Annotated in this window: 20 protein-coding genes and 2 tRNA genes; 20 read left to right on the top strand and 2 right to left on the bottom strand. The window is 63.6% G+C overall.

Features of this window, described 5'->3' with window-relative positions:
- Positions 1-176: 176 nt before the first annotated feature.
- Positions 177-956: an SDR family oxidoreductase gene (locus U5775_RS12015; RefSeq protein WP_322058347.1), complete on the top strand. Its 780-nt coding sequence runs from the start codon at positions 177-179 to the stop codon at positions 954-956.
- 93 nt (positions 957-1049) lie between these two features.
- On the top strand, positions 1050-1490 hold the full coding sequence (locus U5775_RS12010; RefSeq protein WP_322058346.1) for a thioesterase family protein: 441 nt from the start codon (positions 1050-1052) through the stop codon (positions 1488-1490).
- 73 nt (positions 1491-1563) lie between these two features.
- Here the strand turns inward: U5775_RS12010 and U5775_RS12005 are convergent, their stop codons facing one another.
- Positions 1564-2130 (bottom strand): PAS and helix-turn-helix domain-containing protein, encoded by a 567-nt coding sequence (locus tag U5775_RS12005; RefSeq protein WP_322058345.1) that lies wholly within the window; start codon positions 2128-2130, stop codon positions 1564-1566.
- Positions 2131-2416: 286 nt separating this feature from the next.
- On the opposite strand from U5775_RS12005, the gene U5775_RS12000 reads away from it, so the two are divergent.
- The 18 genes from U5775_RS12000 (at position 2417) to U5775_RS11915 (ending at position 19921) form a co-directional block, all read left to right on the top strand.
- Complete coding sequence (locus U5775_RS12000) at positions 2417-3121, top strand: CoA transferase subunit A (RefSeq protein ID WP_322058344.1); 705 nt, start codon at positions 2417-2419, stop codon at positions 3119-3121.
- 15 nt (positions 3122-3136) lie between these two features.
- Positions 3137-3778 carry a CoA transferase subunit B gene (locus U5775_RS11995; RefSeq protein WP_322058343.1) on the top strand — a complete coding sequence of 214 codons (642 nt, stop codon included), beginning with the start codon at positions 3137-3139 and terminating at the stop codon, positions 3776-3778.
- 299 nt (positions 3779-4077) lie between these two features.
- Complete coding sequence (locus U5775_RS11990) at positions 4078-4971, top strand: alpha/beta hydrolase (RefSeq protein ID WP_322058342.1); 894 nt, start codon at positions 4078-4080, stop codon at positions 4969-4971.
- Between the two features lie 103 nt (positions 4972-5074).
- Positions 5075-5428, top strand: a complete 354-nt coding sequence (locus U5775_RS11985) for a RidA family protein (RefSeq protein WP_028216802.1) — start codon at positions 5075-5077, stop codon at positions 5426-5428.
- A 70-nt stretch (positions 5429-5498) separates the two neighbouring features.
- On the top strand, positions 5499-7751 hold the full coding sequence (locus U5775_RS11980) for a bifunctional (p)ppGpp synthetase/guanosine-3',5'-bis(diphosphate) 3'-pyrophosphohydrolase (RefSeq protein ID WP_322058341.1): 2253 nt from the start codon (positions 5499-5501) through the stop codon (positions 7749-7751).
- 95 nt (positions 7752-7846) lie between these two features.
- Positions 7847-7923, top strand: a tRNA-Val gene (locus U5775_RS11975).
- A gap of 283 nt (positions 7924-8206) precedes the next feature.
- On the top strand, positions 8207-10114 hold the full coding sequence (thrS, locus tag U5775_RS11970; RefSeq protein WP_322058340.1) for a threonine--tRNA ligase: 1908 nt from the start codon (positions 8207-8209) through the stop codon (positions 10112-10114).
- 49 nt (positions 10115-10163) lie between these two features.
- A complete protein-coding gene (infC, locus tag U5775_RS11965; RefSeq protein WP_322058356.1) occupies positions 10164-10685 on the top strand; it encodes a translation initiation factor IF-3 in 522 nt (173 codons plus the stop codon).
- Between the two features lie 298 nt (positions 10686-10983).
- A complete protein-coding gene (gene rpmI, locus U5775_RS11960; protein ID WP_028216806.1) occupies positions 10984-11181 on the top strand; it encodes a 50S ribosomal protein L35 in 198 nt (65 codons plus the stop codon).
- Between the two features lie 30 nt (positions 11182-11211).
- Entirely contained in the window at positions 11212-11571 is a 360-nt protein-coding gene (gene rplT / locus U5775_RS11955) for a 50S ribosomal protein L20 (RefSeq protein ID WP_004192938.1), read from the top strand.
- 152 nt (positions 11572-11723) lie between these two features.
- On the top strand, positions 11724-12737 hold the full coding sequence (gene pheS / locus U5775_RS11950) for a phenylalanine--tRNA ligase subunit alpha (protein WP_322058339.1): 1014 nt from the start codon (positions 11724-11726) through the stop codon (positions 12735-12737).
- 121 nt (positions 12738-12858) lie between these two features.
- Positions 12859-15315 (top strand): phenylalanine--tRNA ligase subunit beta, encoded by a 2457-nt coding sequence (pheT, locus tag U5775_RS11945; RefSeq protein ID WP_322058338.1) that lies wholly within the window; start codon positions 12859-12861, stop codon positions 15313-15315.
- A gap of 91 nt (positions 15316-15406) precedes the next feature.
- On the top strand, positions 15407-15817 hold the full coding sequence (locus U5775_RS11940) for an integration host factor subunit alpha (RefSeq protein ID WP_028216809.1): 411 nt from the start codon (positions 15407-15409) through the stop codon (positions 15815-15817).
- 135 nt (positions 15818-15952) lie between these two features.
- On the top strand, positions 15953-16351 hold the full coding sequence (locus U5775_RS11935; RefSeq protein ID WP_322058337.1) for a MerR family transcriptional regulator: 399 nt from the start codon (positions 15953-15955) through the stop codon (positions 16349-16351).
- Between the two features lie 84 nt (positions 16352-16435).
- A tRNA-Pro gene (locus U5775_RS11930) sits at positions 16436-16512 on the top strand.
- Between the two features lie 295 nt (positions 16513-16807).
- Positions 16808-17746 carry a DMT family transporter gene (locus tag U5775_RS11925; protein ID WP_322058336.1) on the top strand — a complete coding sequence of 313 codons (939 nt, stop codon included), beginning with the start codon at positions 16808-16810 and terminating at the stop codon, positions 17744-17746.
- Positions 17747-18299: 553 nt separating this feature from the next.
- Entirely contained in the window at positions 18300-18866 is a 567-nt protein-coding gene (locus tag U5775_RS11920; protein WP_322058335.1) for an acyloxyacyl hydrolase, read from the top strand.
- A 194-nt stretch (positions 18867-19060) separates the two neighbouring features.
- The gene (locus tag U5775_RS11915; protein WP_322058334.1) at positions 19061-19921 is read left to right on the top strand and encodes a 3-hydroxybutyryl-CoA dehydrogenase; all 861 of its coding nucleotides are present in this window, start codon (positions 19061-19063) and stop codon (positions 19919-19921) included.
- A gap of 54 nt (positions 19922-19975) precedes the next feature.
- On the opposite strand, the gene U5775_RS11910 is transcribed toward U5775_RS11915, so the two are convergent.
- The gene (locus tag U5775_RS11910) at positions 19976-21052 is read right to left on the bottom strand and encodes an aldose epimerase family protein (RefSeq protein ID WP_322058333.1); all 1077 of its coding nucleotides are present in this window, start codon (positions 21050-21052) and stop codon (positions 19976-19978) included.
- Between the last annotated feature and the right edge of the window lie 5 nt (positions 21053-21057).

The following is a 21057-nucleotide window of genomic DNA, read 5'->3' as shown; positions in this document are numbered from 1 at the left end:
CAAAGCTCCTCTTGCCATTAGAATACTTTTTTCGGGTTCGTATTGTCGGGTAACGTTCCCCGGGCCGCAACCCAACGAGCCAACTTTAGCACGACCGTTCTATTTTATGCCGGCCTGTCCGGCACGCTGCCGGTGGTGCATTCCGGCGCTCTTTCATCCTTGAACAGGAAGCGAAAATGGGCCGTTCGATCAATCTGGAAGGTAAGGTGGCGATGATCACCGGCGCCTCGAGCGGTCTGGGCAAGCGTTTTGCCCAGGTGCTCTCGCAGGCCGGTGCGAAGGTCGTGCTGGCGAGCCGACGCGTGGAGCGTCTCAAGGAACTGCGCGCGGAAATCGAGGCCGGCGGCGGCGCCGCGCACGTCGTTTCGCTCGACGTGACCGATTACCAGAGCATTCGCTCGGCGGTCGCGCATGCGGAGACCGAGGCGGGGACCATCGACATTCTCGTCAACAATTCGGGCGTCTCGACCACCCAGAAGCTCTCGGACGTCACGCCCGCCGACTTCGAATACGTGTTCGACACCAACACGCGCGGCGCTTTTTTCGTCGCCCAGGAAGTGGCCAAGCGCATGATCATGCGCGGCAACGGTGGCGGCTCGAAGCCGGCGTACCGGATCATCAACATCGCCTCGGTGGCGGGCCTGAACGTGCTGCCGCAGATCGGCCTCTACGCCATCAGCAAGGCGGCCGTCGTGCATATGACGAAAGCCATGGCGCTCGAGTGGGGACGGCACGGCATCAACGTGAACGCGATCTGTCCCGGTTATATCGACACTGAGATCAACCATCATCACTGGGCGACCGAGCAGGGCCAGAAGCTCGTCTCGATGCTGCCTCGCCATCGTGTGGGCACGCCCGCCGATCTCGACGGCCTGTTGCTGCTGCTGGCCGCCGACGAGTCGTCCTTCATGAACGGATCGATCATCACCGCCGACGATGGCTTCGCCCTGACGTGAGCCCCAAACCTTGCACGCGTGGGCCGGTTTCGCTGCGCCGATTTGCGGCTCGACGTAGACTCGCGCCTCCGCGTAACACGAAGTGACAGTGCAATGAGTGAGTACCACCCCGTTTTTGAAATGACCATGCCGATCCGCTGGGGCGACATGGACGCGTTCGGCCATGTGAACAACACGGTCTACTTCCGCTATATGGAGCAGGTGCGGATCTCCTGGTTCGAGCATCTGGGCGTGGGCGGCGAGAGCCGGGAGCGGGGCAATGGGCAGGGGCCCGTGATCGTGAACGCGTCGATGGAGTTCCTGAAGCAGTTGCACTACCCGGGAGACATCGTTTGCACGATGACGGTGGGTCAGCCGGGCCGCAGCAGCTTCGATACCGGTTTCGAGCTGCGCCGCGTGGACGAGCCCGATACCGTCTACGCGCGCGGCAATGCGCGCTGCGTCTGGATCGACTACGCGGCCGGCAAGTCCGTGCCGATCCCCGACAGCCTGCGCGCGACCATCGAAAATGCGCCCCTCGTTAAGGCGCGCTGATTCTCTTCCTTCGCGGCGCGCATCTCCCGTGCGCCGCTTCAATGCGCGGTATCCGTGCCGCTTCGACGTGGTTTCAATGCCCGAGCAGCCGCTGCAGCAGTTCGGTGGCGTTGCCCGTGTCGTACTTGCGCATGAGCCGCGCGCGGTAGATGTCCACCGTGCGCGAACTAATGTCGAGAATCTTCCCGATCTGCTTGCTCGTCTTGCCCGTAACCAGTTGCGCCGCGATTTCGCGCTCGCGCGGCGTGAGCTCGACGGCCACGCGCCGCGTGGCGCTCAGATCCTCGAAAGTCCAGACGCCCGCGGCGTGCGGCTCCGCGCGGTCGAGCGAGCGGCCCGTGACGTGGCACCAGAAGAGTTCGCCGTCGGCGCGCTTCATGATGCGATCGTCGGCGTAGCTGCCCTGGGCCGTCATGATCGGCGGAATGCGCTCGCCGATACGCTCGAACTCGACCTCCGACGGATACAGCACCAGAAACGACTGGCCCACGAGCGCCTCGCGGGGGCAGCGGAAAATGGCGCAGACCTGCTCGTTGCAGTCCTCGATGATGCGCTCGCGCGCGAGCACGAGCCCGATCGGCGCGAGATGGAACGCGGTCTGGTAGTCGAGCGCCGTGGCGGCGGTAGCGGGTTCGGACATGGCGGGTAGCGTGATACGGGTATGGCTTTATGTAGTTTTGCGTATTGTGCCGCAACATGGGCCCAGCGTACGCTTGGCAACCGTTGGAGGGCCGCGCGCGGCGCCAGGGCCGGGTTCACGGCAGCGCCACCGGCGGATGACTAGAATTGGGCATCCGGCGGCCGTTGCGCCTGCGTGCGGGGCCGCACGAGCCGCCCGGCGCACTGGCGAGCACAACAAAGCGGAACAAGCTGAATAAGCGGAACAAGCGCATCAACGTATTTCCATACGAGGAAGGGACACACTGATGAACAAGGTCTATAAAAGCGCGGCTGCCGCGCTCGAAGGCATCGTCAAGGACGGACAGACGTTCGCGGTAGGCGGTTTCGGGCTCTGCGGCATTCCCGAGGCGCTGATCGGCGCACTGCGCGATTCGGGCGTGAAGGGCATTACCTGTATCAGCAACAACGCGGGCGTGGACGGCTTCGGCCTCGGCCAGTTGCTCGAGACGCGCCAGATCAAAAAAATGATCTCGTCCTATGTGGGCGAGAACAAGGAGTTCGAGCGCCAGTATCTCGCGGGCGAACTCGAGCTCGAATTCACGCCGCAGGGCACGCTGGCCGAAAAGCTGCGCGCGGGCGGCGCCGGCATCCCGGCCTTCTTCACCAATACCGGCTTCGGCACGCTCATCGCCGAAGGCAAGGAAACGCGCCAGTTCGGCGACAAGCACTACGTGCTCGAGCATTCGCTCACGGCCGACGTGGCGCTCGTGAAGGCCTGGAAGGCCGACAAGTCGGGCAACCTGGTCTATCGCCGCACGGCGCGCAACTTCAACCCGATGTGCGCGATGGCGGGCAAGATCACCGTGGTGGAAGTGGAGGAGATCGTCGAGAACGGCGAACTCGATCCGGATGCGATCCATACGCCTGGCATCTTCGTGCAACGCATCGTGCTCAACGCGAACCCCGAGAAACGCATCGAACAACGCACCGTGCGCGCCGCGGGCAAGTGAGAAAGGAGACCGACCATGGCATGGAATCGTGACGAAATGGCCGCGCGCGCGGCGAAGGAACTGCAGGACGGCTTCTACGTGAACCTCGGCATCGGCCTGCCGACGCTCGTGGCCAACCACGTGCCCGCAGGCATGGAAGTGTGGCTGCAGTCGGAAAACGGCCTGCTCGGCATCGGCCCGTTCCCGACCGAGGACGAGGTGGACGCCGACATGATCAACGCCGGCAAGCAGACGGTAACGACGCTGCCGGGCTCGTCGATCTTCTCTTCGGCGGACTCGTTCGCGATGATTCGCGGCGGTCACATCAACCTCGCGATCCTTGGCGCGATGCAGGTGAGCGAGAAGGGCGATCTCGCCAACTGGATGATCCCCGGCAAGATGATCAAGGGCATGGGCGGCGCGATGGACCTCGTCGCGGGCGTCGGCCGCGTGGTTGTGCTGATGGAGCATGTGGCCAAGGGCGACCAGCACAAGATTCTCGACAAGTGCGCGCTGCCGCTCACGGGCGTGGGCGTGGTCGACCTGATCATCACCGACCTCGGCGTGATCGAGGTGAGCGACGCGGGCCTGAAGGTGACCGAGCTCGCACCGGGCGTGACGGCCGATGAAATCCAGGCCAAGACCGGCGCGCCGCTCGACGTGAGCGCGGTGAAGTGATCGCGGCAATGCGGTAATTGCGGGCTGCAGCATGATGGAGGCGGGCGGGACTTCGGTCTCGCCCGTTTGCGTTTTGGACGACTCCATTCTTGCGCGATCGGGTGCGTTTGAAACCTCGGTCGAACGGCATACGCCGGATGGCCAGGGCGAGGATGGCGCCATTGCCGCCACACGCGGGCGCCATCGGCGCTCGATGCGCTTCATTGCGCGCCTGGCGGCGACGTGCGCGGCGGTCCGGTGCGGCAAAGCCGTTTACAATGGCCTCACTGCCTACGGGTGCCACCAGCGAGACTTGAGCGATGACCGAAACGTCTGCCGTGCCGCGTCAGCAATATGTCCAGTGCCTCAGTCCTTCGGGGCTGCACCGCGTGGCGTACACCGAATGGGGTGACCCCGCCAATCCGCGCGTGCTGGTCTGCGTGCATGGCCTCACGCGCTCGAGCCGCGATTTCGACCGGCTCGCGGCGGCGCTGGCCGGCACCTGGCGCGTGGTCTGTCCCGACGTCGTGGGGCGCGGGCTCTCGTCGTGGCTCGTCGATCCGCGCGGCTATGGCGTCGCGCAGTACGTCGCGGACATGGTCACGCTGATCGCGCGCACGGGCGTCGAGCAGGTGGACTGGTTCGGCACGTCGATGGGCGGCCTGATCGGCATGGCGCTCGCGGGGCTGCCCGAGGCGCCCATCGGCCGCATGCTGCTCAACGACATCGGTCCGCATATCGAGCCGGCGGCGCTCGGGCGCATTGGCGACTACGTCGGGCGTGACGAGCGTTTCGGCTCGCTGCAGGAAGGCATCGACAATGCGGCGCTGCTGGCGTCGTCGTTCGGCCCGCTCACTGCGCAGGAATGGCGCGAGATCAACACGCCGCTGCTGCACGAGGTGGACGGGGCATGGCGTTACCGTTACGACCCGCGCATCTCCGAAGGCTTCAAGGGCGTCACGCCCGAACAGAACGAGCAGGGCGAACAGTTCCTGTGGCGCTCGTTCGCGGCGTTCAAGGGGCCGGTGCTGGCGGTGCGCGGCGAACTCTCGGATCTGCTCGCGCGCGAGACCGTGGCAAAGATGGTCGAGACCGGCCAGCAGGTGTCGAGCGTCGAGATCGCGGGTGTCGGCCATGCGCCGGCATTTCTTGCGGCCGACCAGATCGAGATCGCGCGGCGTTTCTTCGCCGGCGAGGCTGTCGGCGGGTCATAATATTGGGATTTTCCGGCGCGCCCGCGCCTCACGAAGGCTTGCAGGGCGCTGGGGCGCCAGCGAGGCGGGCGCGTCCAGACATTCAACTTCAACAGGAATCTACATGGCAGTCATTCGTCACCACGTCGGCCCGCGTCTTTCGGAAACCGCCATTCACAATGGCACGGTCTATCTGGCGGGCCAGATCGCCGAGGACACGAAGCAGGACATCGGTGGCCAGATGCGCGAAGTGCTCGGCCACATCGACCGCCTGCTCGGCGAAGCGAACAGCGACAAGTCGCTGCTGCTTTCGGTGCAGATCTATATCGCCGACATGAAGGACTTCCCCGGCATGAATGCGGAGTGGGACAAGTGGGTGGCGCAGGGCGCCACGCCGCCGCGCGCGACCGTCGAAGCGAAGCTTGCCAATCCGGAATGCCTCGTCGAAATCGTCGTGGTGGCCGCGCAGCGCGATTGAGCGCAGCCGTTCGTTCGCATCGTTTTATCGTAGTTTGCAGCCTGTCCGGTACGCCGGCGGGCGCCGTCTCATGAGCAGCGACACCGTACCTCCCGTTTCCGCCGAAGCCTCCGCGAGCGCCGCGCTCCCGTCGCTCGACGACGCCCTTGCGTTCGTGCGCGAGCATGCGGGCGATGCACGCCTGTCCACTGGCGAGCCGCTCGTCGAGCATGCGCAAGGCACGGCGTCGATCATGAGCCGCCTGAACGTCGATCCGCCCGCGGTGCTGGCGGCGGCGCTCTTCAATATCGCCCCGCATCTCGACGACCCCGAACGCACGCTTGAAGCGCGCTTTGGCGCCGAGGTCGTGAAGCTCGTGTTCGACGTGCGCAAGCTGTTGCGCCTCGGCAGCGTGAGCCTGCGCGCAGCGGCGCAGAACGCCGTGCCGGAGACCGGCCGCGAAGGGCGCGACGCCCAGGCCGCGCGCCGCGCTCAAGTGGAGTCGCTGCGCAAGATGCTGCTGGCGTTCGCGCAAGACATCCGTGTGGTGCTGATCCGGCTGGCGTCGCGCGTGCAGTCGCTGCGCTATTACGCGGCGGCCAAGGTCACGCCCGCGCCCGAGATTGCGCGCGAGACGCTTGAAATCTACGCGCCGCTCGCGAACCGCCTCGGCATCTGGCAACTGAAGTGGGAGCTCGAGGACCTCGCGTTCCGCTTCGAGGAGCCGGCCACCTACAAGCGCATCGCGAAGCTGCTCGACGAAAAGCGCGTGGAGCGCGAGAGCTATGTGGCCGAGGCCATCGCGCAGTTGCAGCACGAACTTGCCTCCGCGCATATCGAAGCCGAGGTGAGCGGCCGGCCCAAGCACATCTACAGCATCTGGAAGAAGATGCGCGGCAAGGAGATCGACTTCTCCGAGCTCTACGACGTGCGCGCGTTTCGCGTGATCGTGCGCGATATCAAGGATTGCTACACGGTGCTCGGCATCGTGCACAACCTCTGGCAGCCGGTGCCGAAGGAATTCGACGACTACATTTCGCGGCCCAAGCCCAATGGCTATCGCTCGCTGCATACGGTCGTGATCGGCGACGACGGCCGCGCGTTCGAAGTGCAGATCCGCACGCAGGAGATGCATCAGTTCGCCGAGTACGGCGTGGCGGCGCACTGGCGCTACAAGGAGGCCGGCTCGAAGGGCTATGGCGGCCAGTTCAGCGCGGGCAGCGCCTACGACGAGAAGATTGCGTGGCTGCGTCAGTTGCTCGCGTGGAAGGACGATGTGTCCGACGGCCGTCAGCCTTGGGAGCAACTGCGCCAGGCCACGCTCGACGACGACCATATCTACGTGCTCACGCCGCAGGCGCGCGTGATCGCGCTGCCGCAGGGCGCGACGCCGCTCGACTTCGCGTATCACCTGCATAGCGAGCTCGGCCATCGTTGCCGCGGCGCGCGCGTGGACGGCGCGATGGTGCCGCTCAACACGCAGTTGCAGAACGGCCAGACCGTCGAGGTCGTCGCGGTGAAGGAGGGCGGGCCGTCGCGCGACTGGCTCAACCCGCAGCTCGGCTATCTGCACAGCACGCGTGCGCGGCAGAAAGTGCGCGTGTGGTTCAACGCGATCGAGGCGCAGGAGAACATCGCGAACGGCCGCGCGATGGTGGAAAAGACGCTGCAGCGCGAGGGGCGCACGTCGGTGAATCTCGATCAGCTCGCGGCCAAGCTCGGCTTCAAGTCGCAGGACGAGTTCTTCAGCGTGGTCGGCAAGGAGGAGTTCAGCCTGCGCAATGTCGAGCACGCGCTGCACGACGCGCCGGCCGCCGAGCCCGAGGAAGAAACCCCCGAGCAGATCACCAAGCGCGCGAGCGGCGCGAACGTGACGCATGGCGGCTCGTCGGGCGTGCTCGTGGTGGGCGTCGATGCGCTGCTCACGCAACTGGCGCGTTGCTGCCGGCCGGCGCCGCCCGACGACATCTGCGGTTTCGTCACGCGCGGCAAGGGCATGTCGATTCACCGCAGCGATTGCCCGACCTTCCTGCGCATGGCCGGCCGCGCGCCCGAGCGCGTGCTGCAGACCACCTGGTCCGCCGACGTGATGGGCGGGCGCGGCCAGTCTGTCTATCCGGTCGACATCTCGATCGAGGCCACCGACCGCCAAGGCTTGCTGCGCGACATCTCGGAAGTGTTCGCGCGCGAGAAGATGAACGTGATCGGCGTGAAGACGCAGTCGCGTCGCAATGCCGCATTCATGCAGTTCACGGTCGAGGTTTCGAATTCGGCGCAGATCCAGCGTGCCTGTGCGTTGCTGGGCGAGGTAGGCGGCGTCCTGCGCGCGGCGCGCAAGGTCTGAGGCACAAGGCGAGGGGACCCCTCCAAGGCCTTTTGTGCCCCGCCGCAAAAAAGGCTTGCCAAGTCCGCAGGGGCAACATACAATCTTGCTTCTTCAGGCTCGTAGCTCAGCTGGTTAGAGCACCACCTTGACATGGTGGGGGTCGTTGGTTCGAGTCCAATCGAGCCTACCAACGAAATCGAAGCGGCGTCAGCGTATCGGCGAAGCTTCATGCAGTAAAGCGCTCAGCGCCATAGGCGAATACGGTTATGACACCGCGAACGTTGACCGAAACCACTTCGGAACGACGCTAGTCGAGGACCTCTTTCGCCCTGCAATCTGGTTTGAAAAGTGAATGCGGCCCCTCGAAAGCGGGGCCGCATTTTTTTTCGCCGCGGGGTTTTGCTCGCAGGCGCTGAGCCCAGGATCATCCACGAACGATACGATGTGCCCTCGCGGCACTTCTGGAGAAAAACATGGTTGCGATACGTCTGCCCGATGGTTCGGTTCGACAGTACGATCATCCCGTCACGATCGCCGAAGTGGCGGCCTCGATTGGCCCCGGTCTCGCCAAGGCGGCGCTCGGCGGCAAGCTCGACGGCGAGCTGGTCGATACGTCGACGCTGATCGATCGCGACGCATCGCTCGCCATCGTCACGGACAAGGATGCCGACGGCCTCGACATCATCCGTCACTCCACGGCGCACTTGCTGGCCTACGCGGTGAAGGAGCTTTATCCGGAAGCGCAGGTCACGATCGGGCCGGTCATCGACAACGGCTTCTACTACGACTTCGCCTATAACCGTCCCTTCACGCCCGAAGATCTCGAAAAGATCGAAAGGCGCATGCAGGAGCTCGCGAAGAAGGACGAGCCGGTCACGCGCCGCGTCGTCTCGCGCGGCGACGCCGTCGATTACTTCAAGAGCATCGGCGAGAAGTACAAGGCCGAGATCATCGAATCGATCCCGGGCGCCGAGGAAATCAAGCTCTATTCGCACGGCGGTTTCACGGACCTGTGCCGCGGCCCGCACGTGCCGTCCACGGGCAAGCTCAAGGTCTTCAAGCTCATGAAGGTCGCGGGCGCCTACTGGCGCGGCGACTCGAAGAACGAGCAGCTGCAGCGCATTTACGGCACGGCCTGGACGAAGAAGGAAGACCAGGACCAGTACCTGCACATGCTCGAAGAGGCCGAAAAGCGCGACCACCGCAAGCTCGGCAAGCAACTCGACCTGTTCCACATGCAGGACGAGTCGCCGGGCATGGTGTTCTGGCACCCGAAGGGCTGGACGCTCTGGCAGCAGGTCGAGCAGTACATGCGCGGCCGTTTGCGCGAGGCGGCCTACGACGAGATCAAGACGCCGATGATCATGGACCGCTCGCTCTGGGAAGCGTCGGGTCACTGGCAGAACTATCGTGAAAACATGTTCACGACGGAGTCGGAAAAGCGCGACTACGCGATCAAGCCGATGAACTGCCCGGGCCACGTCCAGGTGTTCAACCACGGCCTGCGCTCGTACCGCGACCTGCCGCTGCGCTACGCGGAATTCGGCTCGTGCCACCGCAACGAGGCGTCGGGCGCGCTGCACGGCCTGATGCGCGTGCGCGGCTTCGTTCAGGACGACGCACATATCTTCTGTACGGAAGACCAGATTATCAGCGAATCGATCGCCTTCAACACGCTGGCGATGAGCGTCTACAAGGACTTCGGGTTCGATCACATCGACATCAAGCTCTCGCTGCGCCCGGATTCGCGCGCGGGGACGGATGAGACGTGGGACCGCGCCGAGCAGGGCTTGCGCGAAGCGCTGACGGCCTGCGGCCTGCAGTGGGAAGAGCTGCCGGGCGAGGGCGCGTTCTATGGTCCGAAGGTCGAGTACCACATCAAGGACGCGCTCGGCCGCTCGTGGCAGTGCGGCACGCTGCAGCTCGACATGGTGCTGCCGGAGCGCCTCGGCGCCGAGTATGTGTCGGAAGACAACAGCCGCCGCCGCCCGATCATGCTGCACCGCGCCATCCTCGGTTCGATGGAGCGTTTCCTCGGTATTCTGATCGAGCACCATGCTGGTGCAATGCCGTCCTGGCTCGCGCCAGTACAGGCTGTTGTGATGAATATCGCGGAAAGTCAGGCCGAATACGCGGCAAATCTGGCCCAATCGTTGCAAAAACAAGGGGTTAGAGTTCAGGCCGATTTGCGCAACGAGAAAATTAGCTATAAAATACGCGAGCACACGCTTGAGAAGGTCCCATACCTGCTTGTCGTCGGCGACAAGGAGCGTGAAGCACAAACGGTAGCCGTGCGTGCCCGTGGCGGTGTCGATCTGGGTGTCATGCCCGTCGATGCGTTTGCTGAGCGTCTGTCGCAAGACGTCAAGACGTTCAAGTAAGCCACCTGGCAGCGCGGCTCGTTTTTTTAATTTTTAGAGGAAACGTAACATCGCTACGGATAAGCCGCATCGCATCAACGGTGAAATTACTGCACCCGAGGTGCGTCTCGTCGGAGTCGACAATGAGCCGCTCGGAATCGTAAAGCTGGCCGATGCGTTCCGCCTGTCGGAACAACAGGACGTCGATCTGGTTGAAATTGCCCCGCAGGCGGCGCCCCCGGTCTGCCGTTTGATGGATTACGGCAAGTTCAAGTACCAGGAGGCGAAGAAGCAGCACGAGGCCAAGCTCAAGCAGAAGGTCATCCAGGTCAAGGAAGTCAAATTCCGCCCGGGTACCGACGACGGCGATTACAACGTCAAGCTGCGCAATCTCGTCCGCTTCCTCGAAGATGGCGACAAGACGAAGATCACGTTGCGTTTCCGCGGCCGCGAAATGGCCCACCAGGAAATCGGCATGCGCATGCTCGAGCGCCTGCGCACCGACCTCGACGAAGTCGGTCAGGTCGAGCAGATGCCGAAGATGGAAGGGCGCCAGATGATCATGGTGCTCTCGCCCAAGAAGAAGAAGTGATTGGCGCGCCGCGCGTCGTTCGATGCGCGGCGGTCACAGCGGTACACAGATTTTGTCAGACGTTTTCTTCGCGGTGGTGCGAAGAAGGCGGGAAGCAGGTTCCGGAACGGCGCCCGCGCGCCGCACGAGCAGTGCGGCAAACGGGCGTTTTTCCTGAAAGCGGCGGCAAGCTTGTTTTTTTAAAGCAGCCAGCTGCCAAAACAAGTGGAGTGGGTTTCGAAGGGCGGTTTGAGGGCGAAGCACGCATGTGCCGGAGCCAGCCGCACACCCATGTCCATCAAATAATGGAGTAGTCGTCATGCCGAAGATGAAGACCAAGAAGAGCGCTGCAAAGCGCTTCGTGGTCCGTCCGGGCGGTACCGTCAAGCGCGGTCAAGCCTTCAAGCGTCACATCCTGACCAAGAAGACCACCAAGAACAAGCGTCATCTGCGTGGTGCAACGGCCGTTCACGAAGCCGATGTGAAGTCCGTCCGCGCAATGATGCCGTTCGCGTAATCCTCAACCGACAACTCATAGGAGCTACTCATGCCTCGAGTCAAACGTGGGGTTACCGCACGGGCCCGTCACAAGAAGATCATCAACCTGGCCAAGGGTTACCGCGGCCGTCGCAATAACGTCTATCGCATCGCCAAGCAGGCGGTCATGCGCGCAGGCCAGTACGCCTACCGCGATCGCCGCAACAAGAAGCGTGTGTTCCGCGCACTGTGGATCACGCGTATCAACGCGGCGGTGCGTCAGCACGACATGACCTACAGCGTGTTCATCAACGGCCTGAAGAAGGCGTCGATCGAACTCGACCGCAAGGTTCTGGCTGACATGGCTGTGTTCGACAAGGCTGCATTTGCTGCGATCGTCAAGCAGGTGAAGGCCGCCGTCGCTGCCTAAGCAAGGTATTGCGCAGGTTCGTTGCAGCAGCGTCCGGTGGTCTCGGTGATGCTGCAACAAAAACGGGGCTCCTCACCGAGCCCCGTTTTTGTTGGTGAAACGCTTCCTGCGCCACTCAAGTCTCAAACACTGACGCTGAAAAGATGGGATCAATGGATCTGGACCAGATTGTCGCCGACGCGCAAGGCGCGTTCGCTTGCGCCCCCGACGTCAACACGCTTGAAAACGAAAAGGCGCGTTTTCTCGGCAAATCGGGCGCGCTGACCGAGTTGCTCAAGGGCCTCGGCAAGCTCGACCCGGAAACGCGCAAGACCGAGGGCGCGCGCATCAACGCCGTCAAGCAGCAGGTCGAGGCCGCGCTCAATGCGCGCCGCCAGGCGCTTGCCGATGCGCTGCTCAATCAGCGCCTCGCCTCCGAGGCGATCGACGTCACGCTGCCCGGTCGTGGCACGGGCACCGGCAGCCTGCATCCGGTGATGCAGACGTGGGAGCGCGTCGAGCAGATCTTCGGCTCGATCGGCTTCGACGTGGCCGACGGTCCCGAGATCGAAACCGACTGGTACAACTTCACCTCGCTCAACAGCCCGGAAAACCATCCGGCGCGCTCGATGCAGGACACGTTCTACGTGGACGGCAAGGACGCCGACGGCCGTCAACTGCTGCTGCGCACGCACACGAGCCCGATGCAGGTGCGCTACGCGCGCACGCACACGCCGCCGATCAAGGTGATCGTGCCGGGCCGCACCTATCGCGTGGACAGCGACGCCACCCACTCGCCGATGTTCAACCAGGTCGAAGGCCTGTGGATCGAAGAGAACATCAGCTTCGCGGATCTGAAGGGCGTCTACACGGACTTCCTGAAGAAGTTCTTCGAGCGCGACGACATCCAGGTGCGCTTCCGTCCGTCGTATTTCCCGTTCACGGAACCGTCCGCCGAAATCGACATGATGTTCGAGCAGGGCAAGAACGCGGGCAAGTGGCTCGAGATCTCGGGCTCGGGCCAGGTGCATCCGACCGTGATCCGCAACATGGGCCTCGACCCGGAGCGCTATATCGGCTTTGCGTTCGGCAGCGGCCTCGAACGCCTCACGATGCTGCGTTATGGCGTGCAGGATCTGCGCCTGTTCTTCGAAGGCGACCTGCGCTTCCTGCGCCAGTTCGCTTAAAGCCCGAAGGCCACGCACGGCATCCGCGGTTCGCGGGGCGCACGCAGCACCTTATGCCACTAAGGCAGTGCGCGAGAAAACGCCCCGCGACGGTCTCAATCTGTCTGGAACGTAAAACGAAATGCTATTCCCCGAATCCTGGCTGAGAAGCTTTGTCGATCCGAAGCTCACGACCGATGAACTGGCCCACGCGCTCACCATGGCCGGCCTCGAAGTCGAAGGCCTGCGCCCGGCCGCGCCGCCCACTTCGAAGATCGTCGTGGGCCGCGTGCTCGAAGTCGTCAAGCACCCGGACGCGGACAAGCTCAACGTCTGCCAGGTCGACGCCGGCACTGGCGCGACGCTGCAGATCGTCTGCGGCGCACCCAACGTGGCGCCCGGCATCAAGGTGCCGGTGGCGCTCGTGGGCGCGGAGCTGCCGCCCGCGGAAGAGGGCGGCAAGCCCTTCGCGATCAAGCTCTCGAAGCTGCGCGGCGTGGAAAGCCAGGGCATGCTGTGCTCGGCGCGCGAGCTGAAGCTCTCGGAAGACCATAGCGGGCTGATGATCCTGCCCGAAGACACGCCCATCGGCCAGGACATTCGCGAGACGCTCAACCTCGACGACACCGTCTTCGAAATCAAGCTCACGCCGAACAAGGCCGATTGTCTTTCGGTGTACGGCATCGCGCGCGAAACGGCTGCGATCACCGGTGCGCCGCTGCAGGCGCCCGTGTACCCGAAGGTCGAAGTGAAGCTCGACGAAACGCTGCCCGTGAAGATCTCGGCGCCGGACCTGTGCGGCCGCTTCTCGGGCCGCGTGATCCGCGGCGTGAACGCGCATGCGAAGACGCCGGCCTGGATGGTCGAGCGCCTCGAGCGCTCGGGCCAGCGCAGCATCTCGGCGCTCGTCGACATTTCGAACTACGTGATGCTCGAACTGGGCCGTCCGTCGCACGTGTTCGATCTCGACAAGATTCACGGCTCGATGGACGTGCGCTGGGGCAAGCAGGGCGAACAGCTCAAGCTGCTCAACGGCAACACCGTCGAAGTCGATGAGACCGTGGGCGTGATCGCCGACGAGCGCGAGATCGAAAGCCTCGCGGGCATCATGGGCGGCGACAGCACGGCCGTCTCGCTCGACACGAAGAACATCTATCTCGAAGCCGCGTTCTGGTGGCCGGACAGCATCCGTGGCCGCTCGCGCCGCTACAACTTCTCGACCGATGCGGGCCACCGCTTCGAGCGCGGCGTGGACTGGTCGACGACCGTCGAGCACATCGAGCGCATCACGCAACTGATCCTCGATATTTGCGGGGGCGTTGCTGGCCCGATCGACGACCAGACCGTGAACGTGCCCGAGCGCGCGCCGGTGACGATGCGCGTCGCGCGTGCGAACCGCATCATCGGCGTGAAGATTGGCGCCGATGAAATCGCCGAAATCTTCACGCGACTGGGCCTCACGTTCGAGCGTAGCGTCGACAATGCGGGCGACGAGCGCTTCAGCGTGACGCCGCCGCCGTACCGCTTCGACATCGAGATCGAAGAAGACCTGATCGAAGAAGTCGCGCGTATCTATGGCGTCGAACGGATTCCGGCGCGGCCGCCCGTGGCGCGCAGCGAAATGCGTGCAACGAACGAAACGCGCCGCTCGGTTCACGCGATCCGTCATGCGCTGGCCGCGCGCGACTACGCCGAGACGATCAACTTCAGCTTCGTCGACGCCGAGTGGGAGCAGGACTTCGCAGGCAATGCGAATCCCGTGAAGCTGCTGAACCCGATCGCGAGCCAGCTCTCGGTCATGCGCACGACGCTGTTCGGCAGCCTCATCAACGTGCTGCGCCACAACCTCAACCGCCGCGCGGACCGCGTGCGCGTGTTCGAGTCGGGCCGCGTGTTCCTGCACGATCCGTCGATCAAGGCCGGCGAGATGATGGTGGAAGGTTTCGCACAACCGAAGATGATCGGTGCGCTCGCCTACGGTCCCGCGCTCGAGGAGCAGTGGGGCGCGCCCGCGCGTGGCGTCGACTTCTTCGATGTGAAGGGCGATCTCGAAGCGCTGTTCGCGTCGCTGGGCCCGGCAAAAGCGCCGCGCTTCGTGAAGGCGGAGCACCCGGCGCTGCATCCGGGTCGTAGTGCGCGCATCGAAGTCGATGGCCGCGCCGTGGGCTGGATCGGCGAGCTGCATCCGCGCTGGATGCAGAAGTATGACCTGCCTCATGCCCCGATGCTGTTCGAAGTCGAAGCCGACGCACTGATGGCGCGCGAACTGCCCGCACCGTCGGAAGTCTCGAAATTCCCGCCGGTCCGTCGCGACGTTGCGCTTGTCGTCGATCAAAAGATCGAGGTCCAGGCGCTGCTCGACGAGTTCCAGAAGGGCATGCAGGACGAGTCCTGCAAGATTGTCCAGAGGGTTGCGTTGTTCGATGAATTTCGTGCAAAATCAAATACTTCCGGACTTGGCGCGGACGAGAAAAGCCTTGCCTTCCGGGTGACCCTGCAAGATACTGGCGGAACTCTTCAGGACGAAACGGTCGATACGGCCATCAAGTCCCTGGTGGATCGCCTGGCTCGAGTGTTTGGCGCCCGGTTGCGCGGATAAGCTCCACGGCTCATCACGTACCAGCATCGGCTTCCGGTTTGCGAGGTTGCAAGTCACCCCGGCAACCGGAAGCGCGCCATTTCATAGATAGATGAACGAAATGAACTCGAGTGATTTCGAAGCCCTTCTTGCGGCACAGCGTAGCGCCATGATTCGCGACATCCCTGCCTCGTCGGCAAGCGCCACGAACGACACGCCCACGCTGACCAAAGCCGAGCTCGCGGAGCTGCTGTTCGACAATGTCGGGCTCAACAAGCGCGAGGCCAAGGACATGGTCGAAGCGTTCTTCGAAGTGATTCGCGACGCGCTCGAAAGCGGCGACAGCGTGAAGCTCTCGGGCTTCGGCAATTTTCAGTTGCGCGACAAGCCGCAACGGCCGGGCCGCAACCCGAAGACCGGGGAGGCGATTCCCATTGCTGCGCGACGCGTGGTGACGTTCCACGCGAGCCAGAAGCTCAAGGCCCTGGTCGAGAGCGGCGCTGAGGCAAGCTTCACGCGCTGATTCGTCGATCAAGGCATCAGGCGCGGTAGACCCCGCGAGAGGCCCGCACGGGTGAGCATGCAGCGGGCGTGACTGGCAACACCTGACCCAGGCGGCGACGCCACATTGCGCAACCACCACGACGGCAACCCGGCGATGACATCGACAATCGAAAAGGTCGTCTTGCCCCCCATCCCCGCCAAGCGCTACTTCACGATCGGCGAAGTGAGCGAGCTGTGCGGAGTGAAGCCCCATGTACTGCGGTATTGGGAGCAGGAGTTCACGCAGCTGAAGCCGGTCAAGCGGCGCGGCAACCGCCGCTACTATCAGCATCACGAAGTCCTGCTGATCCGGCGCATTCGCGAACTGCTTTATGAGCAGGGGTTCACGATCAACGGCGCGCGCAACCGGCTCGATTCGCCAGGTGCGGGCGGTGAGGAAGCGGCGCCGGGCGAGGCGGCTGAGACGAGCGTCGCGCAGGGCAACAGGGCGATGGTTGACGTCGATCAGTTGCGCAAGGAGTTGCTGCACGTGATCGACCTGCTCGGGCAGTGAGATCCTTCGCTCAAGCGTCGTTGCGAAGAATTGCGATTCAGGTGGTTCTAATTAGAGAAAGGGTCTGTTATACTTTCTAGCTCTCGGGGCGTAGCGCAGCCTGGTAGCGTACCTGCATGGGGTGCAGGTGGTCGGAGGTTCAAATCCTCTCGCCCCGACCAGAACAGAACCCGCACAGTCATTGGCTGTGCGGGTTTTTTCTTTTCTGCGCGCCCACCGCCCGCCAATGACTGCGCAAGATTCGGTGTTAATTTTTCTCACATATCGATGAGAATCATTCGTTAAGAGGGTTGCGCCGCGCCCATTACGATGAGTATTTATCCGCCGGTGCTGTACCTTCCGTTACGCGCATCGCCGATGCGCAGGTGTTTCCCGGGTTTTCTCGCTACGCCTCACAAGGCCACACGATACGGGCACCGCACACCACCTGCAGGCCAGATAGCCAGCGCCACTTCCATGAATCCGATCGAACTAGCCCAGCTTGTTTTTCTCGCCGCCCTGTGGGGTGGATCGTTCCTCTTTATCCGTGTCGGCGTGACCGATCTGGGCGTGGCGCCGCTGATGGCGCTGCGCGTGGGCATCGGCGCGCTGTTTCTGCTGATCGTGCTGTTCTCGAGGCGCTCGCCGCGCGAGGCGCTGGGCGCGTTGCGCGAGCGCGCGTGGCCGCTGCTTGTGGTCGGCATCCTGAATTCGGCCGCGCCGTTCTGCCTCTTCGCGTGGGCGGAACTGACGCTCTCCGCGGGCGTGACCTCGGTGATCAACGCGACCACGCCGTTGTTCGGCGCCGTGGTCGCGTATCTGTGGCTCAAGGACCGGCTGAGCGGACTGCGCATCGCGGGCCTTGTCATTGGCTTCACGGGCGTGCTCGCGCTGGTCTGGGATCAGATCGCCACGCACGCCGGCGACGGCGCGAGCACTGCGACCACCGCGCTCGCGGCCACCGCAGCGCTCTGTGCGGCCGCGCTCTACGGCGTGGCGGCGAGCTACACGAAGCGGCATCTGACCGGCGTCGATCCGCTCACCGTGGCCGCCGGCACCATGACGGCAGCCGCCGTCGTGCTGGCGCCGTTCGCGCTGGCCACCTGGCCGCACGCGGCCGTCTCCCTGCACGCGTGGGGCGCGGCGCTGTGTCTCGGTGTGGCGTGCACGGGCGTCGCGTATCTGCTGTTCTTCCGCCTGATTGCCGCGATCGGTCCCGCGCGCACGATTACCGTGACGTTCGTGATTCCGATATTCGGCATCCTCTGGGGCGCGCTGTTTCTTCGCGAGCACGTATCGGTGGGCATGATCGAGGCGTGTGCCGCAATTCTAGTGGGCACCTCGCTCGCGACCGGCTTCGTCAAGCGTCTGCCGGGTCTGGGCTCCCGGGAGGGCAGTGCGGGCGCCAAGCAATAAGTGCGTCCGGCGTAGTGTGGTTGTGATCGTTGTGCGCGCATTCGATGTGCGCACAACGATATGGCGTCGTGCAACGCGACGTCTCGCGCAAAGGAAGCCCGGCAGATTCATATGATCGAGTGCACCAGTGCGCCAATCTCTTTAGCCGAAAAGCATTGAATACCAATGAATGGGATTTAATGCGCTTGCGTTGGTAAAAGCGTTAAAGCCAGTGCCTTGCTGCCAAGTAAAAGCTGCCGGTTAAAACCTTATCCACCTTGACTGAAGGCATGATGTATTGTGCTGAAAGCATTGAGTCAGGCAAGCTCGAGTGTTTAGGCCCCGCGATAAGCAGAACAACGAATTCGCGACTAAACTGGGTGGCACAGTGCACGATACATTTGCAAACGGTTGATCGTCGCATTCGGGTTCTGGTAAATGTTCCTTTGACAGGCAAGGTTTTTGCGGCGTCCATCCCCGAACGGAATGGTGCTACAGGGCCAATGCGTGTCGCAAAGGAAAGCCGCTGTTCAAAAGTCGCGTCGTGAAGTGTCGTTCGTTGCCGGGGATATTCATGACAGAAAGAAGATCGGGCTGGCAGGTCCGGGTGGCGCGCTGTGCATGCGCAGCCTTCCTGGCCTTCGGAGCAGCAGGGGCGCACGCGGATCAATTCGGCATTCAGTTCGGGCCGGGCATCGCGGGCTATGGCGTGAAGAAACTCGACCTCGGTTTGGTCTGGGACCCCGGGCTCCAGTGGTGGCATTTCGCGGGATTTCATTTCACCGTGGTGGGCGAGGGGCACGTCGCCTATTGGGATTTGACGGAAAACGGCGCCTCGCATCCGAACATCTGGGAATTCGGCGTGACGCCGGTGTTCCGCATCATCAAGGACAGCGGATGGATCCGGCCGTACTTCGAGGCGGGCGTGGGTGTGCGGATGCTTTCGCACGTGCAGCTCACCGGTGATCGCACCTTGTCAACGGCGTTCCAGTTCGCGGACATGGTCGGCATTGGCGCGCAGTTCGGCGAGCACCAGAACTATCAAGCCGGTTTTCGCTTTCAGCACATCTCCAACGCCGACATTAAGACGCCGAATCCCGGCCTGAACTTCAGCGAAATCTACCTGCAGTACAACTTCTGAGTCGCGTTCGTCACACGTTTGTCCGGAGTGGGCGGGGAGCTGCATGATCGTGCACCCCCCGACGTGCCGGTTCCGGTCTGCCTTCACAACCCGTTACACTGTCGGTTCATGATGCAGTGCACCACGTGCACTGCATGGCCGGTTTTTTCATCGGCGATGCACCGGCGTCGCGGACAAGACAGTGAGGAGCAGGCATGGCAATCGAGACGGTTGGGATCGTGGGGGCGGGCACCATGGGCAATGGCATCGCGCAGGCGGTGGCCGTGGCGGGCCTGAAGACGATGATGATCGACGTGACGGACGCGGCGCTCGCCAAAGGCGTGGCGACGCTCACGCACAGCCTCGAGCGGCTCGTTTCGAAGGGCAAGCTCGATGCGGCCGCGCGCGACGCGGCGCTCGCACGCATCGAGACCAGCACCGACTACCAGCGTCTTGGCAGCGCCGACCTCGTGATCGAGGCGGCCACCGAGAACGCCGAACTCAAGGCGCGCATCCTCAAGCAGATCGAAGCCGCCGCGCATCCCGACGCGATCATCGCTTCGAACACCTCGTCCATTTCGATCACGGCGCTGGCGACGACGCTTGCCGATCCTGCGCGTTTCATCGGCATGCACTTCTTCAACCCGGTGCCGATGATGCCGCTCGTCGAAGTCATTCGCGGTCTGCAGACGCGCCCGGCTGTGGCCGAGGCCGTGCGCGAGCTCGCGCAGCGTCTCGAGAAAACGCCCATCGCTGTGAAGAACTCGCCGGGCTTCGTCGTGAACCGCATTCTCGTGCCGATGATCAACGAGGCGTTCTTCGTGCTCGCCGAAGGCGTCGCGAGCGCCGAGGAAATCGATGCCGGCATGAAGCTCGGCGCGAATCATCCGATTGGGCCGCTCGCGCTCGCGGACCTGATCGGCCTCGACGTGTGTCTCTCCGTGATGGACGTGTTCCTGAAGGACTTCGGCGACTCGAAGTATCGTGCGTGTCCGCTTTTGCGCGAGATGGTGGCGGCGGGACAGCTCGGTCGCAAGACCGGCCGCGGCGTGTATCAGTACGATAAGGTTTCCTGATAATCAGGAACCTGGGTGCAGGTCGGGCGCGTCTGTCCGCGCCTGCACTTCGCTTCAGGTGCGCACGCCGACCTTGTACTGCGTGATCTGGCGGTAAGTGCCGCCGGGGCGCAATACCACTTCATTGCAGTCCGGTGCATTCATGTTGATCTGGTTCGGGAATCCTCCCGCTTCCAGGCATAGGCCCCCGTGGCGCACACATGGGGCGCCGTGGCGTCCCGGCTGACCTTCCAGATGATTTCCCGTATAGCACTGCAGGCCGCGCTGGTTGGTGGCGACCGTGAGTTCGCGCCCGCTGCCGGGATCGTAGACATTCGCCACGGTGCGCATGGCCGGCGCACGCCCCTCTTGAGCGGCATCGCGCACGATGTAGCAGTGGTCGAAGCCGCCCGCCAACGCGAGCTGTGCATCAGGCCATTCGAGCCGCGCGCCGAGCGGCGCGCCCTGGCGAAAGTCGAAGGCGGTGCCGCGGACGTCGGCCATGCGAGTGGGGATCATTCGCGGATCGACTTCGAGGTACGTATCGGCGTCGATCGTCAGGATGTGGCCGCGAATCTCGGAGCCCGGCTCGCCGCTGAGATTGAAATAGCCGTGGCTCGTGAGGTTCAGCGGCGTGGGCGCGTCGCTGAGCGCTTCGTAGTCGAGCGTGAGCGTGCCGTCGTCGTCGAGTGTGTAGAGCACCTGCACGCTCAGATTTCCCGGAAAGCCACCGTCGCCCTCGGGCGAATCGAGGCGCAGCAGCAGCGCGCCACGATCGTCTTCGGCCTGCCACATCGCACGATGAAACCCGTTTGCGCCGCCATGCAGTAAATTGCCGTTCTCGTTGCGATCGAGCGTGTAGTCGATGCCATCCAGCGTGAAGCGCGCACCGGCAATGCGGTTGGCCCAGCGGCCGATCAGGCCGCCCATGTAGGTCGTGGCCGTGTAGTAGGCGGCGGGCGTGTCGTGGCCCAGCAGAATGTCGGCGAGCCGGCCGGCGCGGTCGGGCGCTTGCCAGCCCACCAGCGTCGCACCGAGGTCGCTGATCTGCACTTTCATGCCTTGAGCGTTGCGCAGCGTGTAGAGCCGGCAGACGTCGCCGCCGGGCAGCGCACCCCAGGGCTCGGAACTCAATTGGGCGATTCGGTTCATGTGGC

It is taken from the genome of Paraburkholderia sp. J63 (assembly GCF_905220245.1).
Taxonomy (GTDB): Bacteria; Pseudomonadota; Gammaproteobacteria; order Burkholderiales; family Burkholderiaceae; genus Paraburkholderia.
Note: the sequence above shows the minus strand (reverse complement) of the source record. Positions and strands in the feature narration are given on the sequence as shown.

Excerpts from the sequence above, each read along its gene's own strand:
- U5775_RS11925 (WP_322058336.1), top strand. The coding sequence starts at position 16,808 with ATGAATCCGATCGAACTAGCCCAGCTTGTTTTTCTCGCCGCCCTGTGG.
- thrS (WP_322058340.1), top strand. The coding sequence starts at position 8,207 with ATGGTTGCGATACGTCTGCCCGATGGTTCGGTTCGACAGTACGATCAT.
- pheS (WP_322058339.1), top strand. The coding sequence starts at position 11,724 with ATGGATCTGGACCAGATTGTCGCCGACGCGCAAGGCGCGTTCGCTTGC.
- U5775_RS12000 (WP_322058344.1), top strand. The coding sequence starts at position 2,417 with ATGAACAAGGTCTATAAAAGCGCGGCTGCCGCGCTCGAAGGCATCGTC.
- U5775_RS11915 (WP_322058334.1), top strand. The coding sequence starts at position 19,061 with ATGGCAATCGAGACGGTTGGGATCGTGGGGGCGGGCACCATGGGCAAT.
- U5775_RS11990 (WP_322058342.1), top strand. The coding sequence starts at position 4,078 with ATGACCGAAACGTCTGCCGTGCCGCGTCAGCAATATGTCCAGTGCCTC.
- U5775_RS12005 (WP_322058345.1), bottom strand. The coding sequence starts at position 2,130 with ATGTCCGAACCCGCTACCGCCGCCACGGCGCTCGACTACCAGACCGCG.
- pheT (WP_322058338.1), top strand. The coding sequence starts at position 12,859 with ATGCTATTCCCCGAATCCTGGCTGAGAAGCTTTGTCGATCCGAAGCTC.
- U5775_RS11935 (WP_322058337.1), top strand. The coding sequence starts at position 15,953 with ATGACATCGACAATCGAAAAGGTCGTCTTGCCCCCCATCCCCGCCAAG.
- U5775_RS11910 (WP_322058333.1), bottom strand. The coding sequence starts at position 21,052 with ATGAACCGAATCGCCCAATTGAGTTCCGAGCCCTGGGGTGCGCTGCCC.
- rpmI (WP_028216806.1), top strand. The coding sequence starts at position 10,984 with ATGCCGAAGATGAAGACCAAGAAGAGCGCTGCAAAGCGCTTCGTGGTC.
- U5775_RS11995 (WP_322058343.1), top strand. The coding sequence starts at position 3,137 with ATGGCATGGAATCGTGACGAAATGGCCGCGCGCGCGGCGAAGGAACTG.
- U5775_RS12010 (WP_322058346.1), top strand. The coding sequence starts at position 1,050 with ATGAGTGAGTACCACCCCGTTTTTGAAATGACCATGCCGATCCGCTGG.
- U5775_RS12015 (WP_322058347.1), top strand. The coding sequence starts at position 177 with ATGGGCCGTTCGATCAATCTGGAAGGTAAGGTGGCGATGATCACCGGC.
- rplT (WP_004192938.1), top strand. The coding sequence starts at position 11,212 with ATGCCTCGAGTCAAACGTGGGGTTACCGCACGGGCCCGTCACAAGAAG.
- U5775_RS11920 (WP_322058335.1), top strand. The coding sequence starts at position 18,300 with ATGACAGAAAGAAGATCGGGCTGGCAGGTCCGGGTGGCGCGCTGTGCA.
- U5775_RS11940 (WP_028216809.1), top strand. The coding sequence starts at position 15,407 with ATGAACGAAATGAACTCGAGTGATTTCGAAGCCCTTCTTGCGGCACAG.
- U5775_RS11980 (WP_322058341.1), top strand. The coding sequence starts at position 5,499 with ATGAGCAGCGACACCGTACCTCCCGTTTCCGCCGAAGCCTCCGCGAGC.
- U5775_RS11985 (WP_028216802.1), top strand. The coding sequence starts at position 5,075 with ATGGCAGTCATTCGTCACCACGTCGGCCCGCGTCTTTCGGAAACCGCC.